Consider the following 17,086-nt stretch of genomic DNA (forward strand, 5'->3'; position numbering starts at 1 on the left):
AGGTCTTTCTAATTCAACTAAAACTAATTTGATAAATTTGCGACTAGATTCTAACCTATCAATGCAATATCAGTTTACGATCATCGTCCCTCTTTATAATGAAGAAGAAAATATAGCCCGACTGGAAAACAGTTTAAACACCTATCTTGAAATCTCTTCCAAAAGAACCTGTATACTTTTTGTTAACGACGGTTCTACCGATCGCAGCCTTGAGTTGGTAGAAGAAGTGTGCGAAAGAAATCCCGATTTTAACTTTATCTCCTTTGATAAAAATCACGGGTTAAGTGCCGCGCTCAAGGCAGGTTTTGACAAAGCTGAAACCGAACTGATTGGCTATATAGACAGCGACCTGCAAACCGATCCCGAAGATTTTGAACTCCTGCTTAATGAAATTGGAGAGTTCGATCTGGTTACAGGACATAGAGCCGACCGTAAGGATAAATTTGTAAAAAATCTCTCCTCTTTATTAGCCAATAAAATTCGTAGAAGCTTTACAAACGATGGGATGGATGATACCGGGTGCCCCCTGAAAGTAATTAAAGCCGAAAACGCCAAAGCCATCCCAATGTTCAAGGGCTTGCATAGATTTCTGCCCGCGATGATTTTGTTGCAAAACGGGAAAATTAAACAAATCCCGGTGAGACATTACCCAAGAATTGCCGGCACTGCCAAATTTCACCTATGGAATCGACTTACAGGCCCCTTTATAGATTGTTTTGCCTATTTATGGATGAAGCGAAATTACATTCAATATAAGATCGATAAAAAAGGATGAATACCTGGCAGATCTTCGCTATAGGATTTACGGCTCAGGCACTATTCTCGGCCAGACTACTGCACCAGTGGTTACTTTCTGAAAAACATAAAAAAGTTGTTTCCCCCAATCTTTTCTGGAAATTAAGCCTGTTTGCCTCTTTTTTACTTTTTGTATACGGCTATTTAAGGGATGATTTTGCCATTATGTTAGGCCAGGCGATGACCTACTTTATCTATATTCGAAATCTTCACCTGCAGGGAGAATGGCAGAAAGCTCCCAAATCATTTCGCATTTTGATGTATTTGTTTCCGGTTTTGCTGGTTATTTATGGCTATAACAATACCAGCCTTGATATGCAGGAGTTGTTTTTTAATGAGAATATACCGTATTGGTTACTGGGCCTGGGCATAGCAGCCCAAATACTATTTAACCTGCGCTTTATTTATCAATGGATCTATTCTGAAAAAATCAAAGAATCGGTTTTACCGCTGGGATTCTGGATCCTTAGTTTGCTGGGGGCCATGTTAATTTTGGTCTATGCCATTTTTAGAAAAGATCCCGTGTTGTTTATGGGACATATTATGGGAAGTCTTATATACGTTAGAAATATTGCATTAAGCCTAAAAACCTATGCCTGATTTTACCAAAAATGACTATCTCTGGTTATTTCTGTTTTGCGGAATCATTTTTCTGTCGCATTTGGGGGAGCTGTATGTAAACATCATGGAAGCGCGTAATTTTATTACGGCCCGTGAGATGCTAGCTCAAAACAACTGGCTGCTCACTACATTAAATGATTTGCCGCGCTACCAAAAACCCCCACTCCCCACCTGGCTTACGGCGATGAGCGCTTGTGTTTTTGGGTTGGAGAATTTATTCTTTCTCAGGCTTCCCGCAGCGCTTAGCGCAATTTTTCTCTGCCTAATCTTTTACAGGTTTCAGGTAATTCTGGGAGTTTTAAAGCGACAGGCTTTTAACGCTGCATTGATTTTAACCAGTTCGTTTTATATTGTTTTTGCCGGTCGCAACGGGCAATGGGATATTTTTACCCACGCCTTTATGATGGGCGCTATCTATTTTCTTTGGAAAATATTTCAAAATCATTCTCAGATCTACCAACATGCGCTTTGGGCAGGTTTATTTTTTGCCGCTTCCCTGCTCAGCAAAGGCCCGGTTTCTTTTTATGCCTTATTGCTTCCGTTTGTTATGGCCTATGCACTTTCTTATGGATTCAAAAACTTCGGAAAAACATGGAAGCCTTTTTTTGCTTTCATCTTCACAGGATTGCTCCTGGGCGGATGGTGGTTTTTATATGTACGCCTGGCCGATCCTGAAAGTTTTTTGAAAATTTCAGCTAAAGAAGCTCAAAACTGGGCTAATTATAATGTACGCCCGTTTTACTATTACTGGAGCTTTTTCACTCAAAGCGGTATCTGGACCATCCCGGCCTTCACCGCCTTGCTTTATCCTTATCTGAGAAAAAGGGTATCAGATCCAAAACTCTACAAATTTGCGTTTTGGTGGACTATGATTTCGGTTATTCTCCTATCAATAATTCCTGAAAAAAAATCGAGATACCTGCTGCCAGTACTTATTCCTTTAGCGCTCACCACCGGATTTTACATCGAATTCCTTTTTAAAAATTACAAAAATTTACCGGGAAGGGAGCGAATTGGGGTTTACCTGCAACATAGTATCCTGGCCTTAATTGGATTTGCTTTTCCCTTTGCAGCCATTTTTCTGCTGGACCTCGAAGGCTATTGGTGGTGGTATGGTTTAACATCCCTAAGCCTCATTATAATTGCAGCCGCCAAACTATATTTTCTTCGGAAGCATAATTACCCCGGGCTTTTTTACCTCACTCCGCTCTACATAGCTTTGATCATTTTTTTTGCTTTTCCGTTGAGCAATAGTTTTCTCAACAACCCGAACTTCAAAAATATTTCCCACCTGAAGCAGCTTTCAGAAAAAGAGAATTTTAAAGTTTATGAATATCCAGATTTTACCCCCGAGCTTATTTGGGAATATGGCAGTTCTATTCCACTGGTTGAAAATTTGGAGGAATTAAAATCTAAATCGCGCTTCGGAATTCTTAGCACCGAGCAGGATACGGCCCTTATAAAACAGCAATTTTCAGATTATAAGCTCGAATTGGAACAGCGATATGACCTAAACTATGTAAATCCCGATGCCGGAGGTTACAAAACCAGGCTTATTCGCCACTTTTATCTGTTTGAGAAGCAGGATTAAATCTTTTCAAAACCAGCTTCAGCAAGAATAGGAAAATAAGCGCCAGGAGGCTTCCAATGGCAGCACCAACAATGATGTCGCCGGGATAATGCACCCCAAGATAAATCCGGCTGTGAGCTACAAAGCCCGCCCAAATCAGCAAAAACCAGATCAGGTTTTTATAGTATTTTCTGAATAAGATTCCGAGGAAGATGGCTACGCCAAAACTATTCGAGGCGTGAGCAGAGAAAAATCCGAAGCGCCCGCAGCGAACCGCGACAAATCTCGCATATTCTTTAATTCCCTCCTGCCCACAGGGCCGGGGTCTTTCAAAGCCGTGTTTAAAAACATTGGCCAATTGATCGGTGGCGGTGATGAGCAGTGCGATAAAAACAAGGATTATGGCTGATGACTTCCAGCCAAACTTTTTAAAAATAAGAAAAACCAAAATAGCATAAAGCGGGATTGCGGTCCATTTATCGGTTACAGCCAGCCAAAAAGGATCCCAGCTTTCATTGCCAAGGTTATTTAACCAAAGAAAAAGTTCGTGGTCTTTCTCTATAATTTTTTCCATTCTAACTTTCCTCGTAACGGGCTACCTCCCGGTCATAAAATTCTGAAGCCTGCTGAATAAGGTTTTCGGTTTCGTTTTCGAGTTCTTCCTCATCGGCAGAATCGAATTCTTCCAGCCATTCCACCTCATCATTTTCAAGGTTGATGATAAACCGCGGAAAATCGGTATGAATTACGAAAACTGCGTTGGGAAAATCGGTGTTATCACCCATCAGGAATTTAGGTATTTCCATAGTATATTTTTGATTTTAAACCGCCACAGGGGCTTTATTTTCAATTAGTTTTTTGCTTAAATAATTAAACCGAAGATACAACATTAATGCTGAAGCCGTAAGCCCCGCCAGCAATCCCAACCAAATGCCCATACTGCCTAATTGCTCTTCTTTGCCATAATACCAGGAAACCGGGAACCCGATAATCCAATAGGAAATAAAACAGATAAGCGTTGGAATTTTTACATCCTGCAAACCTCTTAAGGCACCTAAAATCACCACCTGAAGCCCGTCGCTTAGCTGGAAAAGTGCGGCTACGATCAACAACTGCGAGGCAAGAAAAATCACTTCAACATCGTCCAGGTAAAAACCGGGCAAATAATCTTTAAAGGCAATAAACATCACGGCAAAAACCGCTTCGATAAGAAAAACCAACAAAAATGTAGACATCGCTATTCGGCGTAGGTCTTTGAAGTGTCTTAAGCCTTTTTGATTCCCTACCCTAATCGTGGCAGTAACTCCAAGGCCAACGGCGATCATAAAAGTCATCGAGGCCAGGTTAAGAGCAATTTGATTAGCCGCCTGCGGATTGGTACCCAATGTTCCCGCCAGGAATACAGTGGCAGTAAAAATGGCAACTTCAAACAACATTTGTAGCGCAGTGGGAAAGCCCAGGGACAACAGTCGCCTGAAAATTGGAGTTTTCAGGATTTCCTTTCGGCTCCATTCAAAATAGGCTGCAAATTTTTTTCTACGGCGTAAAATTTCCCAAACGAACCAAAGCATAAAAAAGCGGGATAACAAGGTGCCTATTGCCGCTCCCTGAAGCTCAAGTCGGGGGAAGATCCAAATTCCATAGATCAATAAATAATTGAATAAAATATTCACCAGGTTAGCCAGTAAAGTGGCATACATCGCATATTTGGTTTGAGAAAGTCCATCGGCAAATTGTTTGTACGCCTGGAAAGCCATTAGCGGAATCATAGAAAAAGCCACAATCTCCAGGTATGGGATCGCCAAAGCAACCACCTCGGGAGGTTGGTCCATATAATTTAACACCGGTTTGGCCACCAGTAAGGCAATGAACAGCAAAATCCCGTTAATCGTGCACAGAATGAGGCCGTGATGAAAATAGCTTCTGCCTTTTTCCAGATTGCCTTCTCCATCGGCTTCGGCGATTAAGGGAGTTATAGCAAATGAAAAACCTATGCCTAACGAAAGGGCTATAAATACCAGGCTGTTACCAAGGGAAACCGCCGCCAGGGGCGCGGCGCCCAACCTTCCAATCATTAGGTTATCTACCAGGCCTACCATTACATGGCCCAGTTGGCCCAGCATCACCGGAAAGGCGATATGAAGGTTTTTCCCGAATTCTTTGGTGTAGGCCTGTAATTGCACTTGCTTAAATTTGAGCCTGCAAATATAAGAGCTTTTAAAGGCTTTGGGAGTTTAATAGGATTTAATTTCAGTGCATAAAAATAAAAAACCGGAACAAAAAATTCCGGTTTTTAGTTTATACTATAATTTGGTTTGCTGGCTGGTTGAAATTTGTTTGATTCCATATTTATCTACGAGAAAGATGAGGGAGGTCATCGTGGCAGCGCCGAGTTCGAGTTCGCGTTTATTAACCGCATCAAAAGTATCGGTAGCGGCGTGATGATGGTCGAAATACCGCTGGGAATCGGGTCTTAGCCCGGCCAAAACCAGGTCACCACCCCGAAGGGGGCCTATATCGGCACCGCTGCCTCCCAATTCGAAATAATGAATGAGGTAAGGCTTAAACAGCGACTGCCAGGATTGAATTTGGGCAAATTGAGCTTCATCGGCTTCGAAAGAGAATCCGCGGGGAGTGAAGCCTCCCGCATCGCTCTCCAAAGCAAAAATGTGATTTTCGTTTTTCTGCCTGGCTACTTCGGCATATTTGTTCCCGCCGCGAAGTCCGTTTTCTTCATTCATAAAGAGCACCACCCTAATAGTTCTTTTAGGTTTATAGTTCAATTCTTTAAACAGCCTAAGAACTTCCATAGATTGTACAACGCCGGCACCGTCATCGTGAGCACCGTCACCTAAATCCCAGGAATCCAAATGCCCGCCAACCACTATGATCTCACCGGGAAATTCGCTGCCGGTTATCTCTCCAATCACATTATAGGATTCAACTTCACCGTGATTTTTGGAGCTTAGCTTGAAATAGAAATCAAGATCTTTTCTAAGTTTTAGCATTCCGCTAAGAAACTCTGCATCTTTGGTACTTATGGCTGCCGCAGGAATTTTTTTAGAGTCGGGCAAATTCCCATAACTCATCGAACCTGTATGCGGATATTTATCGATTTTATGGCTTAAAGATCTCACGATTACCCCGGCTGCCCCATATTTGGCAGCGGCTTCAGCCCCCGAATAACGCTGGTCTACGCAGCCTCCATAGGCTTCAAAAGTATGAATAAGATCGGGACGCATAGGGCGATTATAGAATACAATTTTTCCTTCAATTTGCTCCCTGCCATATTCTTCGAGCTGTTCCAGACCCTGAACTTCTATCACCTGTGCTTTAAGCCCCCCCTCGGGGGTAGCTACAGAGCCGCCAAGTGCGGCAATATTTACTTCAGTAGTCATTCCCGGCCCAGTTTGTATAAAGGCGTGTTCCCTGGGCCCGCGGGTCCATTTTGGGACCATAACCGGCTGCAACCAAACCTTATCCAGGCCAAGTGTTTCTAGCTCTTTTTTAGTATAGTCTACCGCCTTTTGAGCATTTACTGAACCTGAAAGTCTTCCGCCAATTTTATTCGACAAATGTTCCAGCCAATCATAAGACTTTCCGTTGAGCAAAGACATATCATAAACCTTACGAAGCATAAGGGAGTCTGAAGCAGCTTCAGACATCTGTGCATTTATGGAAATGGAAAAAAGGATAAAAAGTAATACTGAAATGATCTTTTTCATAAGACAGTGAAATTTTTAATAAACCAGCTTGCGGCACGAAAATAATTATTCTTTTGGAAGCAAGGCATTTCCGCAGCAAATTTTGATATTTTGAAGAATTAGTTCTCGACATCCTCTGAACCAAAAGCTATTCCAAAACCTGAAAAATTCCTATCTTGCGCCAAATTCTTAGCAGTTTGAAAGAAGCAGAAAAGCAGGAGATTATTGAGAAGGTAACCACTTTACTAAAGGAAATTCCTTCTTCGTTAGAGGTGGTAAAAAAAGGCAAAAATGAAGATCGCCGGTTTCGATATCTGGCCACTCATATGGTCGAAAAAGCCATTGAGAAAGATGCTTTGATCATTTCTGAAAACCGAAAGGGAATCGCCATCCTGTTTAAAACCAGCCGCCAAGACAACCAGATTTGGAAAGAGCTGTGGACTCAATTAAAACTGGTTTGGAATGTAACCGGGATAAAAAATGCCTTGGGAATTTTAAAAAATCAGAAATATTTAAAAGACCAGCGTCCTAAAGAAGGGGAATATCTCTACTGCTGGTTTTGGGGAATTTTGAAAGATTCACGTGGTGCCGACACTCAGGTGGGCAAGGAGATGAAAGATGAGTTTTACCGCCGTGCAAAATTATATCAGATTCCGCTATATGCTGAAACCCGAATGCGCAAAAATGCCGTGGTATATCAAAGATTTGGTTTTGATCTTTTTCACGAATGGCAACATCCCAGTGGCGACACCATGTATTTTTTAAGATACACGCCGCCGCCTAAGGAAAATTAGCTGCTAGAATTTACTGGCAAATAATTGTACATCTTCTTCTGTTACTTCACTACCGCCCAGGATAATAAGGCGTTCTACCACATTTCGCAGTTCACGAATATTCCCAGGCCAGTCGAGTTCCTGTAATTTCTTAATGGCCGAGTCGGTGAAATTTTTGGTGTTGCTCCCCTGTTCTTCAGAAATTTTTTCAGCGAAATACTCCACTAAAAGTGGGATATCTTCCCGGCGCTCATTTAATGGCGGTACCTCGATTAGAATTACGGCCAGCCTGTGATAAAGGTCTTCCCTGAATTTTTTATCTTCTATTTCCTTTTGAAGATCCTTATTGGTGGCGGCAATTACCCTCACATTAACTTTAATGTCCTTATCGCTTCCTACCCTTGAAATTTTATTCTCCTGAAGCGCCCTTAAAACCTTGGCCTGGGCCGAAAGGCTCATATCTCCAATCTCATCAAGGAAAATGGTTCCGCCGTTGGCGGCTTCAAACTTACCGGCCCTGTCTTTATTAGCCGAAGTAAACGCACCTTTTACGTGACCAAACAGTTCACTTTCAATAAGCTCTGACGGAATTGCTGCACAGTTCACCTCTATCATTGGCCCCTTGGAGCGGTCGCTTTTTTGATGCAGCCAGTGGGCTACGAGTTCTTTCCCGGTTCCGTTGGGGCCGGTAATTAGCACGCGGGCATCGGTAGGAGCTACTTTTTCGATCAAATCTTTAATGCGTTTTATACCTGCACTATCCCCAATCATTTGATAATTCTTGCCTACCTTCTTTTTTAAACGGGTATTTTCGGTTACCAGTTCTTTACGGTCCAGTGCATTTCGCACTGTATTAAGCAGGCGGTTTAAATCTGGCGGTTTTGAGATATAATCGAAGGCTCCGAGTTTCATCGTATTCACGGCCGTATCGAGATCGCCGTGACCCGAGATCATCACCACGGGCACTTCGGGCTTAATTTTTTTGATGGCTTCAAGCACTTCTACGCCATCCATCTTAGGCATTTTAATATCACAAAGTACCAGATCGAAATCTTCGTCTTTTATTTTTTCCACTCCTTCAAGGCCGTCGGCGGCTTCTTCTACCTGATAGTTTTCGCTTTCTTCAGTTAGAATTTTAACCAGCACGCGCCTTATAGAAGCTTCATCTTCTATTAAAAGAATTCTAGGCATAATTTATAGGATTGTAAATTTTAAGCCTCCACGGGCATAAAAAGTATTGGTTTCATTAATTGTATAAACATCATCCAGGTTGCTATCCCGCAGTCTAATATCATTTAAAATCGTCCAGCCCGCATAAGAATAGAACGCGATATGATCGGTAAAACGATATTCATAACCTAATCCACTTAATAAAATAGTCATTGAAATACTCTCGGCCAGATTGTCGCTATTTGGGCGGGTCATCGGATGCGGATTAAAATTCTCCTGAATATTGGCAAAAAATCCATCCAGGGTTACAAAAGCCTGCATAGAGTGTTTATCATTAAAATAGTATTTCAGATTCGATTTGGGGGTTCCCACGGTGTACGACCAGTTTTGATCAAAGCGTTTGTAATAATTAATAATAGGTAATGGAAAGGGAAACCCGGTGGTGGTAGAATAATTTAGTCCTAAAATAAGTCGCCAGGGTTCAATATACCGTTCATCTTCCTTGATTTTTATAAAATAAACAGAGCCGGTATAGATAAGGTCGTCATTAATTAATTCTTCCGAAGAAAAATTGGAAGCTGCCCTCACACCAAATTCGGTTCCAAACCTCCAGTATTCACTCATCTTAAAAGTGTATCCGAGATTGGCAGAAAAAGACTGAAACCTGTCCAGGTTTTGAGTTTGAAAAGGCTCTATGTCGTTGTATTTAAAATTCACATTGCGATATTCGATTCCCGGCACCAAATAGGCGTCCTTATCATTTAGTTTAATGGGGAAATTCACGAAGGTGCGAAATCTTCTAAAGGAATTATCAGAATCGGTTTGCGGGAAATAGGTATATTCTATTCTCGCCAGATCTGCCGATTGGGACTTGGCTTCAAAAGAGATTCCCAGAAGAATCATCAACACCAAACAGAGGTTTTTTTTCATAATCCAGGTTGATTTGTGGTTGGGTAAAAATGTACATCCCGCTGTGGAAATGGGATCGTAATATTATTTTCTCTGAATTTTTGATCTATTTTAAATCTTAAATCACTCTTAATTTTAGGGTCTACAAAACTATCGGTCACATAAAAATGCACTGAAAAAATCAATGCCGAATCGCCAAAGTCTTCAAATAACACGAAAGGCTTTGGACTCTTTAAAATGCTTTTAATTTCAGTTGTACATTCCAGCATAAGCTTTTCAACTTTTTTGGTTTCACTCCCATAAGCTACCCCTACCCTTACAAATTCGCGGGTGGTGGTATGGTTTTGCGTGTAATTAAAGATAACATCGCTAATAAATTTATGGTTGGGAATGATCATCACTTTATCATCCCGGGTGAGTGCCCTCGTAGTTCGCAGTTTGATTTCAAAAACCCTTCCTACCCGGCCATCCATTTCGATAATATCACCAACCAGCAAAGACTTGTCTATAATTATAAAAATACCACCAATGATATCCTGAAATAACTCCTGTAAAGCTAAACCTATACCTACAAATAAAGCTGCAGAAGCTGTTAAAAGTATGGTAATATCTATACCTGCCGAACTAAGGGTTATTAGTATAACAGCAACATAGACTATATACTTGATAAATTTAAAGATTGAAACAAACTTTAATTTATCACTTTCTCCCAGCTTACTGGTGATAAAACCACGAATTAACCTAAGGATGATACTGGTGAAAATAAAGGCAAAAACCACCAGTAAGATCAAGCCAATAGTAATAGACACCGGCTTCCCGCCAATCTCATAACTATGTAGAGAAAAATTCCAGAAATTCTGAATATGCACCCAGATATTTTCCTCTAAAACCTCAACAATTTTTTCACCGGTATCTTCCTGCATAAATTAATATTTAAGCCATTTATAGAGTTCTTTATAGCTGGGTTTTTTACCATACATTAAAATCCCTACCCGGTAAATTTTAGCGGCAATCCACACCACCAGGAAATTAGTTAGAATCAAAAGCGATAATGAAATGGTTAACTCCCACCAGGGCACTCCAAAGGGTATACGCATAAGCATAACTATAGGCGAGGTAAAGGGGATCATTGAAAAAATAGTAGACACACTACCATGCGGATTTTCGATTACCGAGAAAAAACCTACATATATTCCTAACATTAAGGGTAAAATTACCGGAAACATAAATTGTTGGGTATCGGTCTCGCTGTCTACGGCCGCACCAATAGCTGCATAAATGGCTGAATATAGAAAATAGCCCAGCAGGAAATAGATGAGAAAAAAGATGAGCAGACTAAAAATCGGCAAATTAAATATGTCGGTAAAGAGATTGGCAAATTCAGGATTTGAAAATTGCTCAAGATTTTGACTTTGGTTTTGTTCTACCGCAGCTAGGTCTATATTAAAACTCATCGCTCCTACATAAATAAGTAGTAACCCCAGGATTACCCAAATGCTAAACTGAGTAAGCCCGGCCAGCGATGTCCCTAAAACCTTTCCCAGCATTAAATGCAGGGGTTTAACCGACGATACTATAATTTCTATAATACGATTGGTTTTCTCTTCAATCACACTGCGCATCACCATATTGCCATAAATAATGATGAACATCATAAGCAAATAGCCGGCTATACCTCCAAAAAACATCTTTATATAGGTATTGATTTTTGAGGTTTCCTGCCCCGAAAAATTCTGAATTTGTACACTGGCCTTTTGCCTGCTGCTTTCCAATTCGTCTACATCTACGCCACGTTCAATCAGCTCCAAATGGGTAAGCCGCTGGGAGATGGTTTTTTCTATGGCCTGCACCGTACCCAGGCCGGGAGCATCATTTCCGAAGAATTGAATGGTACCAACCCCTTCAGGTTCTCTCTTCGGAATATAAATAAGCCCAAAATACTCCTGATCCCTAACGGTGTTTTTTGCCTTTTCAAGCTCACTCCCCGAAAAATTAAGATACTGCACCTGTTCTGTATCCTTAAATTCCTCCAGAAACAAACCGGTTTCATCATAAATCCCGATGATTTTTTGTTCGCTGCTATTCAGCATACTTAGGTAAGCTATTAAAACGAACATTGCAGCCAGGATTACGGGGCTAAGAAAAGTCATCACGATAAAGGTGCGGTTTCTAACCCTGGCCAAATATTCCCGATGTATAATTAATTTAAGATTACGCATTACGGGTCACGGTTTTAATAAAAATATCGTTTACGCTGGGAATCACTTCTTCAAAATGGTTCACCCTTCCTTTCTGAATCAAATATTGTAACAACTCATTCGAAGAAACATCTTGCTGAAGTTTTACCCGAAATTTCACATCGGGATTAATGCTCTTGAATTTTGCTTTTTTCAGCTCATATTTTTCCTGAAGTTCATTTAAAAAAACAGCTTCATCGGGAACATCGATCCCTATTTCGTAAGTATTGGCTTTATACTGCCTTTTAATATCGGCTACTTTACCATCCAGCAATTTATTGGATTTATGAATGAGCGCCATATAATCGCAAAGCTCCTCAACGCTCTCCATTCTGTGAGTAGAAAAAAGTATGGTGGCTCCTTTTTCTTTAAGCTGAAGGATCTCTTTTTTAATGATCCCGGCATTAACGGGGTCAAATCCGCTAAAAGGTTCATCGAAAATCAACAATTTAGGCTTATGAAGCACAGTTATCACAAACTGAACTTTTTGTGCCATTCCCTTAGATAGCTCCTGGATCTTTTTATTCCACCAGGGCATCATTTCGAGTTTCTCAAACCAGTATTCCAATTCCTTTTTGGCCTCTGCCTTAGATAAGCCTTTTAGCCGGGCGAGATACAGCGCCTGCTCACCTACTTTCATAGATTTGTAAAGACCACGTTCTTCAGGCAAATACCCAATATGGCGAATATCATCAGGATGAAGGGGACGGCCTTCCAGCAAAACCCGGCCTTGGTCGGGCATTGTGATTTGGTTGATGATACGCAGCAGGGTGGTTTTGCCGGCACCATTAGGCCCCAGTAAACCAAAAATACTGCCCCTGGGAATTTTAATCGAAACATTATTGAGTGCAGTAAAATCCCCAAAGCGTTTAGAGACCTGTTCTGCAACCAAAAGATTATCCATAAAAAAGCTGGTTAAGTTTAGCTTAGACTAAGCCGGAAGAATAGCGTTTGGAACACCCGATCATTACCCGGGCTTAATCTCAACTTAATCTTATAAAGTAAATATATCGAAATAGCGGTGGAAAATATTTGAATTAAGAAGATTTTATAACCCAGGGCGGGTTCTAAAAACACAAAACCCACCCTTAATGGGAATTAAGGATGGGAAAAAAATTGCTATGAAAAAGAAAAATTATCACTAATTGACTTAGTGATAATCAAATATATAAATTTTTTCTTAAAAGACAGCTTTTAAGAAAACATATCTTTAACTTTTTCAAAAAATGACTTATCGCTTTTTTCGGGGTTTGGCTGGAAATTCTCGTCATTAGCCATCTTCTCGAAAAATTCGCGTTGTTCTTTATTTAAGGTTTTAGGTGTCCAAACATTCACATGAACCAGGAGATCACCCTTTCCATATCCGTTAAGATTGCTGATTCCTTTACCGCGAAGTCTCAGAATTTTTCCGCTTTGCACACCTTCATCGATCTTGATACGCACCTTGCCGCTAACCGTATCGATTTCACGGGAAGTGCCCAAAACCGCTTCAGAATAACTTATATAGAGGTCGTAATGTAAATTATCGCCTTCCCTTTGCAGGCTGGGATGATTTTTTTCTTCGATGGCGACCAGGAGATCTCCGGGAATACCATCCCCGGGGGCGTCGTTTCCTTTTCCGGCTACCTTAAGCTGCATTCCATCTTCAACTCCCGCCGGAATTTTAATAGAAACGGTTTCCTCCTTCATCACAAGCCCCTGAGCATCGGCTTCAGGTGGACGATTATCTATAATTTTACCGCTTCCGGCACAGGTACCACAGGGAGAAGCCGTTTGCATTCTTCCTAAGATGGTATTGGTAATTCGGGTTACCTGGCCGGTACCATTACAGGCCGAACAGGTTTTATAAGTGGTCCCCGGGGCCTGAATTTTACGCTTTACCTTGATTTTCTTTTCAACTCCGTTGGCAATTTCTTCCAAAGTAAGGCTCACGCGAATGCGCAAATTACTTCCTTTAGCACGACGTCTTCCGCCGCCAAAACCACCACCAAAACCAGAAAATCCGCCGCCGCCAAAGCCACCGCCGAAAATATCTCCAAACTGGCTAAAGATATCATCCATATTCATACCGCCGCCGCCAAAGCCGCCGCCACCTTCAAAGGCCTGGTGACCAAAACGATCATAACGGGCACGTTTGTCTTCATTACTCAGCACCTCATAAGCTTCAGCCGCCTTTTTAAACATCTCTTCAGCCTTAGTGTCACCCGGATTCTTATCGGGGTGATACTCGATAGCTTTCTTTCGGTATGCCTTTTTAATTTCAGCCGTTGAAGCGTTCTTGCTTAATCCCAGTATGTCGTAATAATCTTCTTTCATCTCGTTTTTTTAGAATTCTAAAAGCTTTCTACTTGCCGGTTACTACCTTTGGATAGCGAATAATTCGTTCCCCAAGTTTGTATCCGCGCTCTACCACATCAACTATCTTGCCTTTAAGCTTATCGTTAGGCGCAGGGATTTGAGTGATGGCCTCGTGAATTTCGGCATCGAAATTATCGCCTTCCTTTACCTCTACCACCTCCAGGCCTTTGCTACGCAGGGTTTCTCTAAATTTATTGTGAATTAACTCTACTCCCTTAAGCATATCCTTGTCGCCCGATTTTTTAATCTCATTGAGTGCTCTGTCAAAATCGTCAAGCACCGGCAATAAAGCTGACATTACTTCCTGGTTGGCAGTTTTAAATAACTCAAGTCGTTCTTTGGAAGTACGTTTCTTATAGTTTTCGAATTCGGCGAAGAGCCTTAAAAATTTATCTTTTTCCTTCTGAAGTTCTTCGGAAATTTTTTCTGTCTCAGATTGTCCTTCACCTGAATCTTCTTTAGACTCAGACTCCACATCATTTATCGCTTCATCTATCACCTCTTCAACCTGATCTTTAACAGGAGTATCCTGTTCCTTATCTATATGCTTTTTCTTTTTGCTCATTTTATCGACGTTTAATCTGGCTCATTTTGGGCAAAAGTATTGCCAAGCTGTTCCCGGTGTCAAAATGTCATTTTAAATTCCGGAAGCGCGAAATAAACAAAAAGTTTAAAAACCATAAAATTTAAGCTATAAGCTTGTCTAAGGCTTTGGGCAGGTTTACATATTTGAAGACAAAACCGGTTTTTTCAATTTTATTTGAACTCACCAACTGACTTGACAAAAGCAAATGCGCCATTTCTCCCAGGGCCAGTTTTAAAGCGAAACCCGGTATAGGCGGCAGCCAGACCGGTTTCCCCATTTGCGAGGCAACTTCTCTTACCAGTTCTTTATTGGTCACAGGATTGGGAGCTACCGCGTTATAAGTGCCCTCCAGTTTATTTTGAAGCAGGTGTAAAAATATGCGGGCTAAATCTTCTATATGTATCCAGCTTTGCCATTGATTACCGCTGCCAAGGGGTGCGCCCACATTAAAGGCTACGGGTTCCTTTAATTTTTCCAGCATCCCGCCATCTTCAGCGAGTACAAGACCTATTCTTACTTTTGAAACCTTGAGACCCAGGTCCTCGAATTCATCGGCGGCTTCTTCCCATTTTACTACCACCTCTCCTACAAATGAATCGTCTACTCCATTATCGGCTTCAGAATATAATTTCTCCAACGAGCTGGGGTAAATTCCAATAGCACTGGCCGAGATAAATTGCTTTACCTGGCCCTGGTCTTCCTGCAAATTTTTAAATAGCAATTTGGCCGTTTGAATTCGGCTGTTGAGAATTTCTTTTTTCTTATCGGGGGTCCAGCGCTGTGCTATGCTGGTGCCGGCAAGATGAATTATCGTATCTACCTCATTAAAGGCGGCGGGATCTATCTGGTCTTTATCTGGGTTCCAGTAAAAACCTTTATAATCGGGCTTGTTTTCGATTTTATCTTTACTGGTCGTAAGGTAGTGTACCTCTATGCCTTTGTCCCGGCAAAGCTCTACTATTTTACTACCTACCAAACCGGTGGCTCCTGTAATTAATACTCGCATTTTTTATTTACAAGGTAATTACTGCAGGCCAAGGCAGCTAGCCCTTTATTAGAGGTTTAACAGCCATAGCCGCTAATTTTTTGTAGCTCTTAACATTTCGCGTTTATTCGGAGGCCCGGGAAGCCTTTCAACGAAAAAATTAACCTTCTGCAGAGCTCTTCTCACACTGCCTTTAGCGGCATAGGTTACGAGTATTCCGCCGGGCTTTAAGGCCGCATACATCAAACTAAAGATCTCCTCTGTCCAAAGCTCGGGTTGTACCCGGGCGCCAAAGGCATCGAAATAAATAAGATCGTAAGTTTCAATATCATTTATTGCGTGAAATTTCTTCTGCTGCTTTTTTAATTCGAAAAAGGGAGCAATCGAAGAAAAAGACTCCCAGGCTACACTATGCATTTCGGTCAAAACACCGGCCGAACTTTGAGCATTTAAGGCTTCAGCATAATTAAGGGCAGCAATCTCTTTTGAAGTTACAGGATAAGCCTCTACCCCGGTATAGTGTATTGTAAGATTTTTTTCGGCGGCTTCGAGGTAGGTAATAAAAGCATTAAGCCCGGTGCCAAACCCGATTTCCAGAATTGAAACTTCAGTTTTTCGCGAGGTCTCCAGTACCCGGTTTAAACCCATTTCTATAAAAACGTGCAGGGCTTCCTGAATTGCGCCGTGTTTGGAATGATATTGTTCATTCCACTCAGGTATATGTATGCTTACCGAGCCATCGCCGGTAATAATGATCTTTCTTTCCAATCTTAATCTTTTAGCAGCAGCCCGTGAGCCTCAAAACTTTTTATTAATTGAGCCTGGGTAATAGCCGCGATTTCCTCTTCAGATTTGCCTTCATCTTCAGCAAAATGCTTTTGATCTTCTACTGAAATTTCCTTCAAGAACGCTTTTCCTTCTACGATTACTTCTCTGTCTTCTATATCCTTCGGCACAAAGAAGCCGTAATCCTTAAAAGTCACCCTTACTTCCTCGTCGCCGGGCAGGTCAAGCTTCATCCAGCAACCCTTCATCTTACAAACACTGTTTACCTTTCCGGCAAATTTAAGCTGAAGCGTATCGCCGGGCTGCAGATTCTCGTATTTTTCATTTAAAGCTTCAACAGAAAGTGCATTGGCAGCCTGAATTTCATCGCCAAATTTTTCATACTTCACTTCCTGATTCACGGAAGCGATTTCGGTCTCAGACTTTTCAGAAGAATTTTTACAGGCTATAACAGAACTTAGAAAAAGGAATGCCAGAAGATATTTCATATTGTTAGTATTTTGGGTTAAGTCTTTAAAAAAGTCAAATTTACCAAAACTTTAGATTTTGAATCTCCCATTTAATGGGTAAATTTGTTCAATAAAACTCATAC

The 17,086-nt window shown here is 41.3% G+C and carries 18 protein-coding genes; 4 read left to right on the top strand and 14 right to left on the bottom strand.

The genetic code is table 11. From position 1 onward, the window contains the following. The first annotated feature begins 61 nt into the window (after nt 1-61). From ACW6QP_RS06510 to ACW6QP_RS06520, 3 genes are read left to right on the top strand one after another with little or no spacing between them, the layout of a single operon-like run. Complete coding sequence (locus tag ACW6QP_RS06510; RefSeq protein ID WP_457910048.1) at nt 62-775, top strand: glycosyltransferase; 714 nt, start codon at nt 62-64, stop codon at nt 773-775. Beyond that, nucleotides 772-1,395, top strand: coding sequence for a lipid-A-disaccharide synthase N-terminal domain-containing protein (locus ACW6QP_RS06515; RefSeq protein ID WP_457910049.1), 624 nt, complete (start codon nt 772-774; stop codon nt 1,393-1,395). Before ACW6QP_RS06510 ends, ACW6QP_RS06515 begins: the two co-directional genes overlap by 4 nt. Then, on the top strand, nt 1,388-3,007 hold the full coding sequence (locus ACW6QP_RS06520) for an ArnT family glycosyltransferase (protein WP_457910050.1): 1,620 nt from the start codon (nt 1,388-1,390) through the stop codon (nt 3,005-3,007). Before ACW6QP_RS06515 ends, ACW6QP_RS06520 begins: the two co-directional genes overlap by 8 nt. Here ACW6QP_RS06520 and ACW6QP_RS06525 read toward each other — a convergent pair. The 4 genes from ACW6QP_RS06525 to ACW6QP_RS06540 form a co-directional block, all read right to left on the bottom strand. Further along, nucleotides 2,970-3,560: a phosphatase PAP2 family protein gene (locus ACW6QP_RS06525; RefSeq protein WP_457910051.1), complete on the bottom strand. Its 591-nt coding sequence runs from the start codon at nt 3,558-3,560 to the stop codon at nt 2,970-2,972. The genes ACW6QP_RS06520 and ACW6QP_RS06525 overlap by 38 nt on opposite strands. A gap of 1 nt (nt 3,561) precedes the next feature. Then, nucleotides 3,562-3,792 carry a hypothetical protein gene (locus tag ACW6QP_RS06530; RefSeq protein ID WP_457910052.1) on the bottom strand — a complete coding sequence of 77 codons (231 nt, stop codon included), beginning with the start codon at nt 3,790-3,792 and terminating at the stop codon, nt 3,562-3,564. A 15-nt stretch (nt 3,793-3,807) separates the two neighbouring features. Then, nucleotides 3,808-5,169, bottom strand: coding sequence for an MATE family efflux transporter (locus ACW6QP_RS06535; protein ID WP_457910053.1), 1,362 nt, complete (start codon nt 5,167-5,169; stop codon nt 3,808-3,810). Nucleotides 5,170-5,289: 120 nt separating this feature from the next. After that, complete coding sequence (locus tag ACW6QP_RS06540) at nt 5,290-6,711, bottom strand: M20/M25/M40 family metallo-hydrolase (RefSeq protein WP_457910054.1); 1,422 nt, start codon at nt 6,709-6,711, stop codon at nt 5,290-5,292. A gap of 176 nt (nt 6,712-6,887) precedes the next feature. Between ACW6QP_RS06540 and ACW6QP_RS06545 the strand changes: the two genes are divergently transcribed. Then, nucleotides 6,888-7,484: a hypothetical protein gene (locus tag ACW6QP_RS06545; protein ID WP_457910055.1), complete on the top strand. Its 597-nt coding sequence runs from the start codon at nt 6,888-6,890 to the stop codon at nt 7,482-7,484. Between the two features lie 3 nt (nt 7,485-7,487). Here the strand turns inward: ACW6QP_RS06545 and ACW6QP_RS06550 are convergent, their stop codons facing one another. The 10 genes from ACW6QP_RS06550 to ACW6QP_RS06595 all read right to left on the bottom strand — a co-directional run bounded on the left by ACW6QP_RS06550 (nt 7,488) and on the right by ACW6QP_RS06595 (nt 16,982). Continuing rightward, entirely contained in the window at nt 7,488-8,654 is a 1,167-nt protein-coding gene (locus ACW6QP_RS06550) for a sigma-54-dependent transcriptional regulator (RefSeq protein WP_457910056.1), read from the bottom strand. 3 nt (nt 8,655-8,657) lie between these two features. After that, nucleotides 8,658-9,563: a DUF6268 family outer membrane beta-barrel protein gene (locus tag ACW6QP_RS06555; protein WP_457910057.1), complete on the bottom strand. Its 906-nt coding sequence runs from the start codon at nt 9,561-9,563 to the stop codon at nt 8,658-8,660. Then, on the bottom strand, nt 9,560-10,465 hold the full coding sequence (locus tag ACW6QP_RS06560) for a mechanosensitive ion channel family protein (protein ID WP_457910058.1): 906 nt from the start codon (nt 10,463-10,465) through the stop codon (nt 9,560-9,562). The genes ACW6QP_RS06555 and ACW6QP_RS06560 overlap by 4 nt, the downstream gene beginning before the upstream one ends. 3 nt (nt 10,466-10,468) lie before the next feature. After that, complete coding sequence (locus tag ACW6QP_RS06565; protein WP_457910059.1) at nt 10,469-11,761, bottom strand: ABC transporter permease; 1,293 nt, start codon at nt 11,759-11,761, stop codon at nt 10,469-10,471. After that, a complete protein-coding gene (locus ACW6QP_RS06570) occupies nt 11,754-12,683 on the bottom strand; it encodes an ABC transporter ATP-binding protein (RefSeq protein WP_457910060.1) in 930 nt (309 codons plus the stop codon). Before ACW6QP_RS06570 ends, ACW6QP_RS06565 begins: the two co-directional genes overlap by 8 nt. A gap of 290 nt (nt 12,684-12,973) precedes the next feature. After that, entirely contained in the window at nt 12,974-14,095 is a 1,122-nt protein-coding gene (gene dnaJ / locus ACW6QP_RS06575) for a molecular chaperone DnaJ (protein ID WP_457910061.1), read from the bottom strand. A 28-nt stretch (nt 14,096-14,123) separates the two neighbouring features. Continuing rightward, nucleotides 14,124-14,702, bottom strand: a complete 579-nt coding sequence (locus ACW6QP_RS06580; protein ID WP_457910062.1) for a nucleotide exchange factor GrpE — start codon at nt 14,700-14,702, stop codon at nt 14,124-14,126. A gap of 121 nt (nt 14,703-14,823) precedes the next feature. Continuing rightward, nucleotides 14,824-15,729, bottom strand: a complete 906-nt coding sequence (locus ACW6QP_RS06585) for a TIGR01777 family oxidoreductase (protein ID WP_457910063.1) — start codon at nt 15,727-15,729, stop codon at nt 14,824-14,826. 72 nt (nt 15,730-15,801) lie between these two features. Further along, the gene (mnmD, locus tag ACW6QP_RS06590) at nt 15,802-16,476 is read right to left on the bottom strand and encodes a tRNA (5-methylaminomethyl-2-thiouridine)(34)-methyltransferase MnmD (protein ID WP_457910064.1); all 675 of its coding nucleotides are present in this window, start codon (nt 16,474-16,476) and stop codon (nt 15,802-15,804) included. Nucleotides 16,477-16,478: 2 nt separating this feature from the next. Beyond that, complete coding sequence (locus tag ACW6QP_RS06595; RefSeq protein WP_457910065.1) at nt 16,479-16,982, bottom strand: DUF4920 domain-containing protein; 504 nt, start codon at nt 16,980-16,982, stop codon at nt 16,479-16,481. Between the last annotated feature and the right edge of the window lie 104 nt (nt 16,983-17,086).

The organism is Salegentibacter haimaensis, assembly GCF_054121495.1.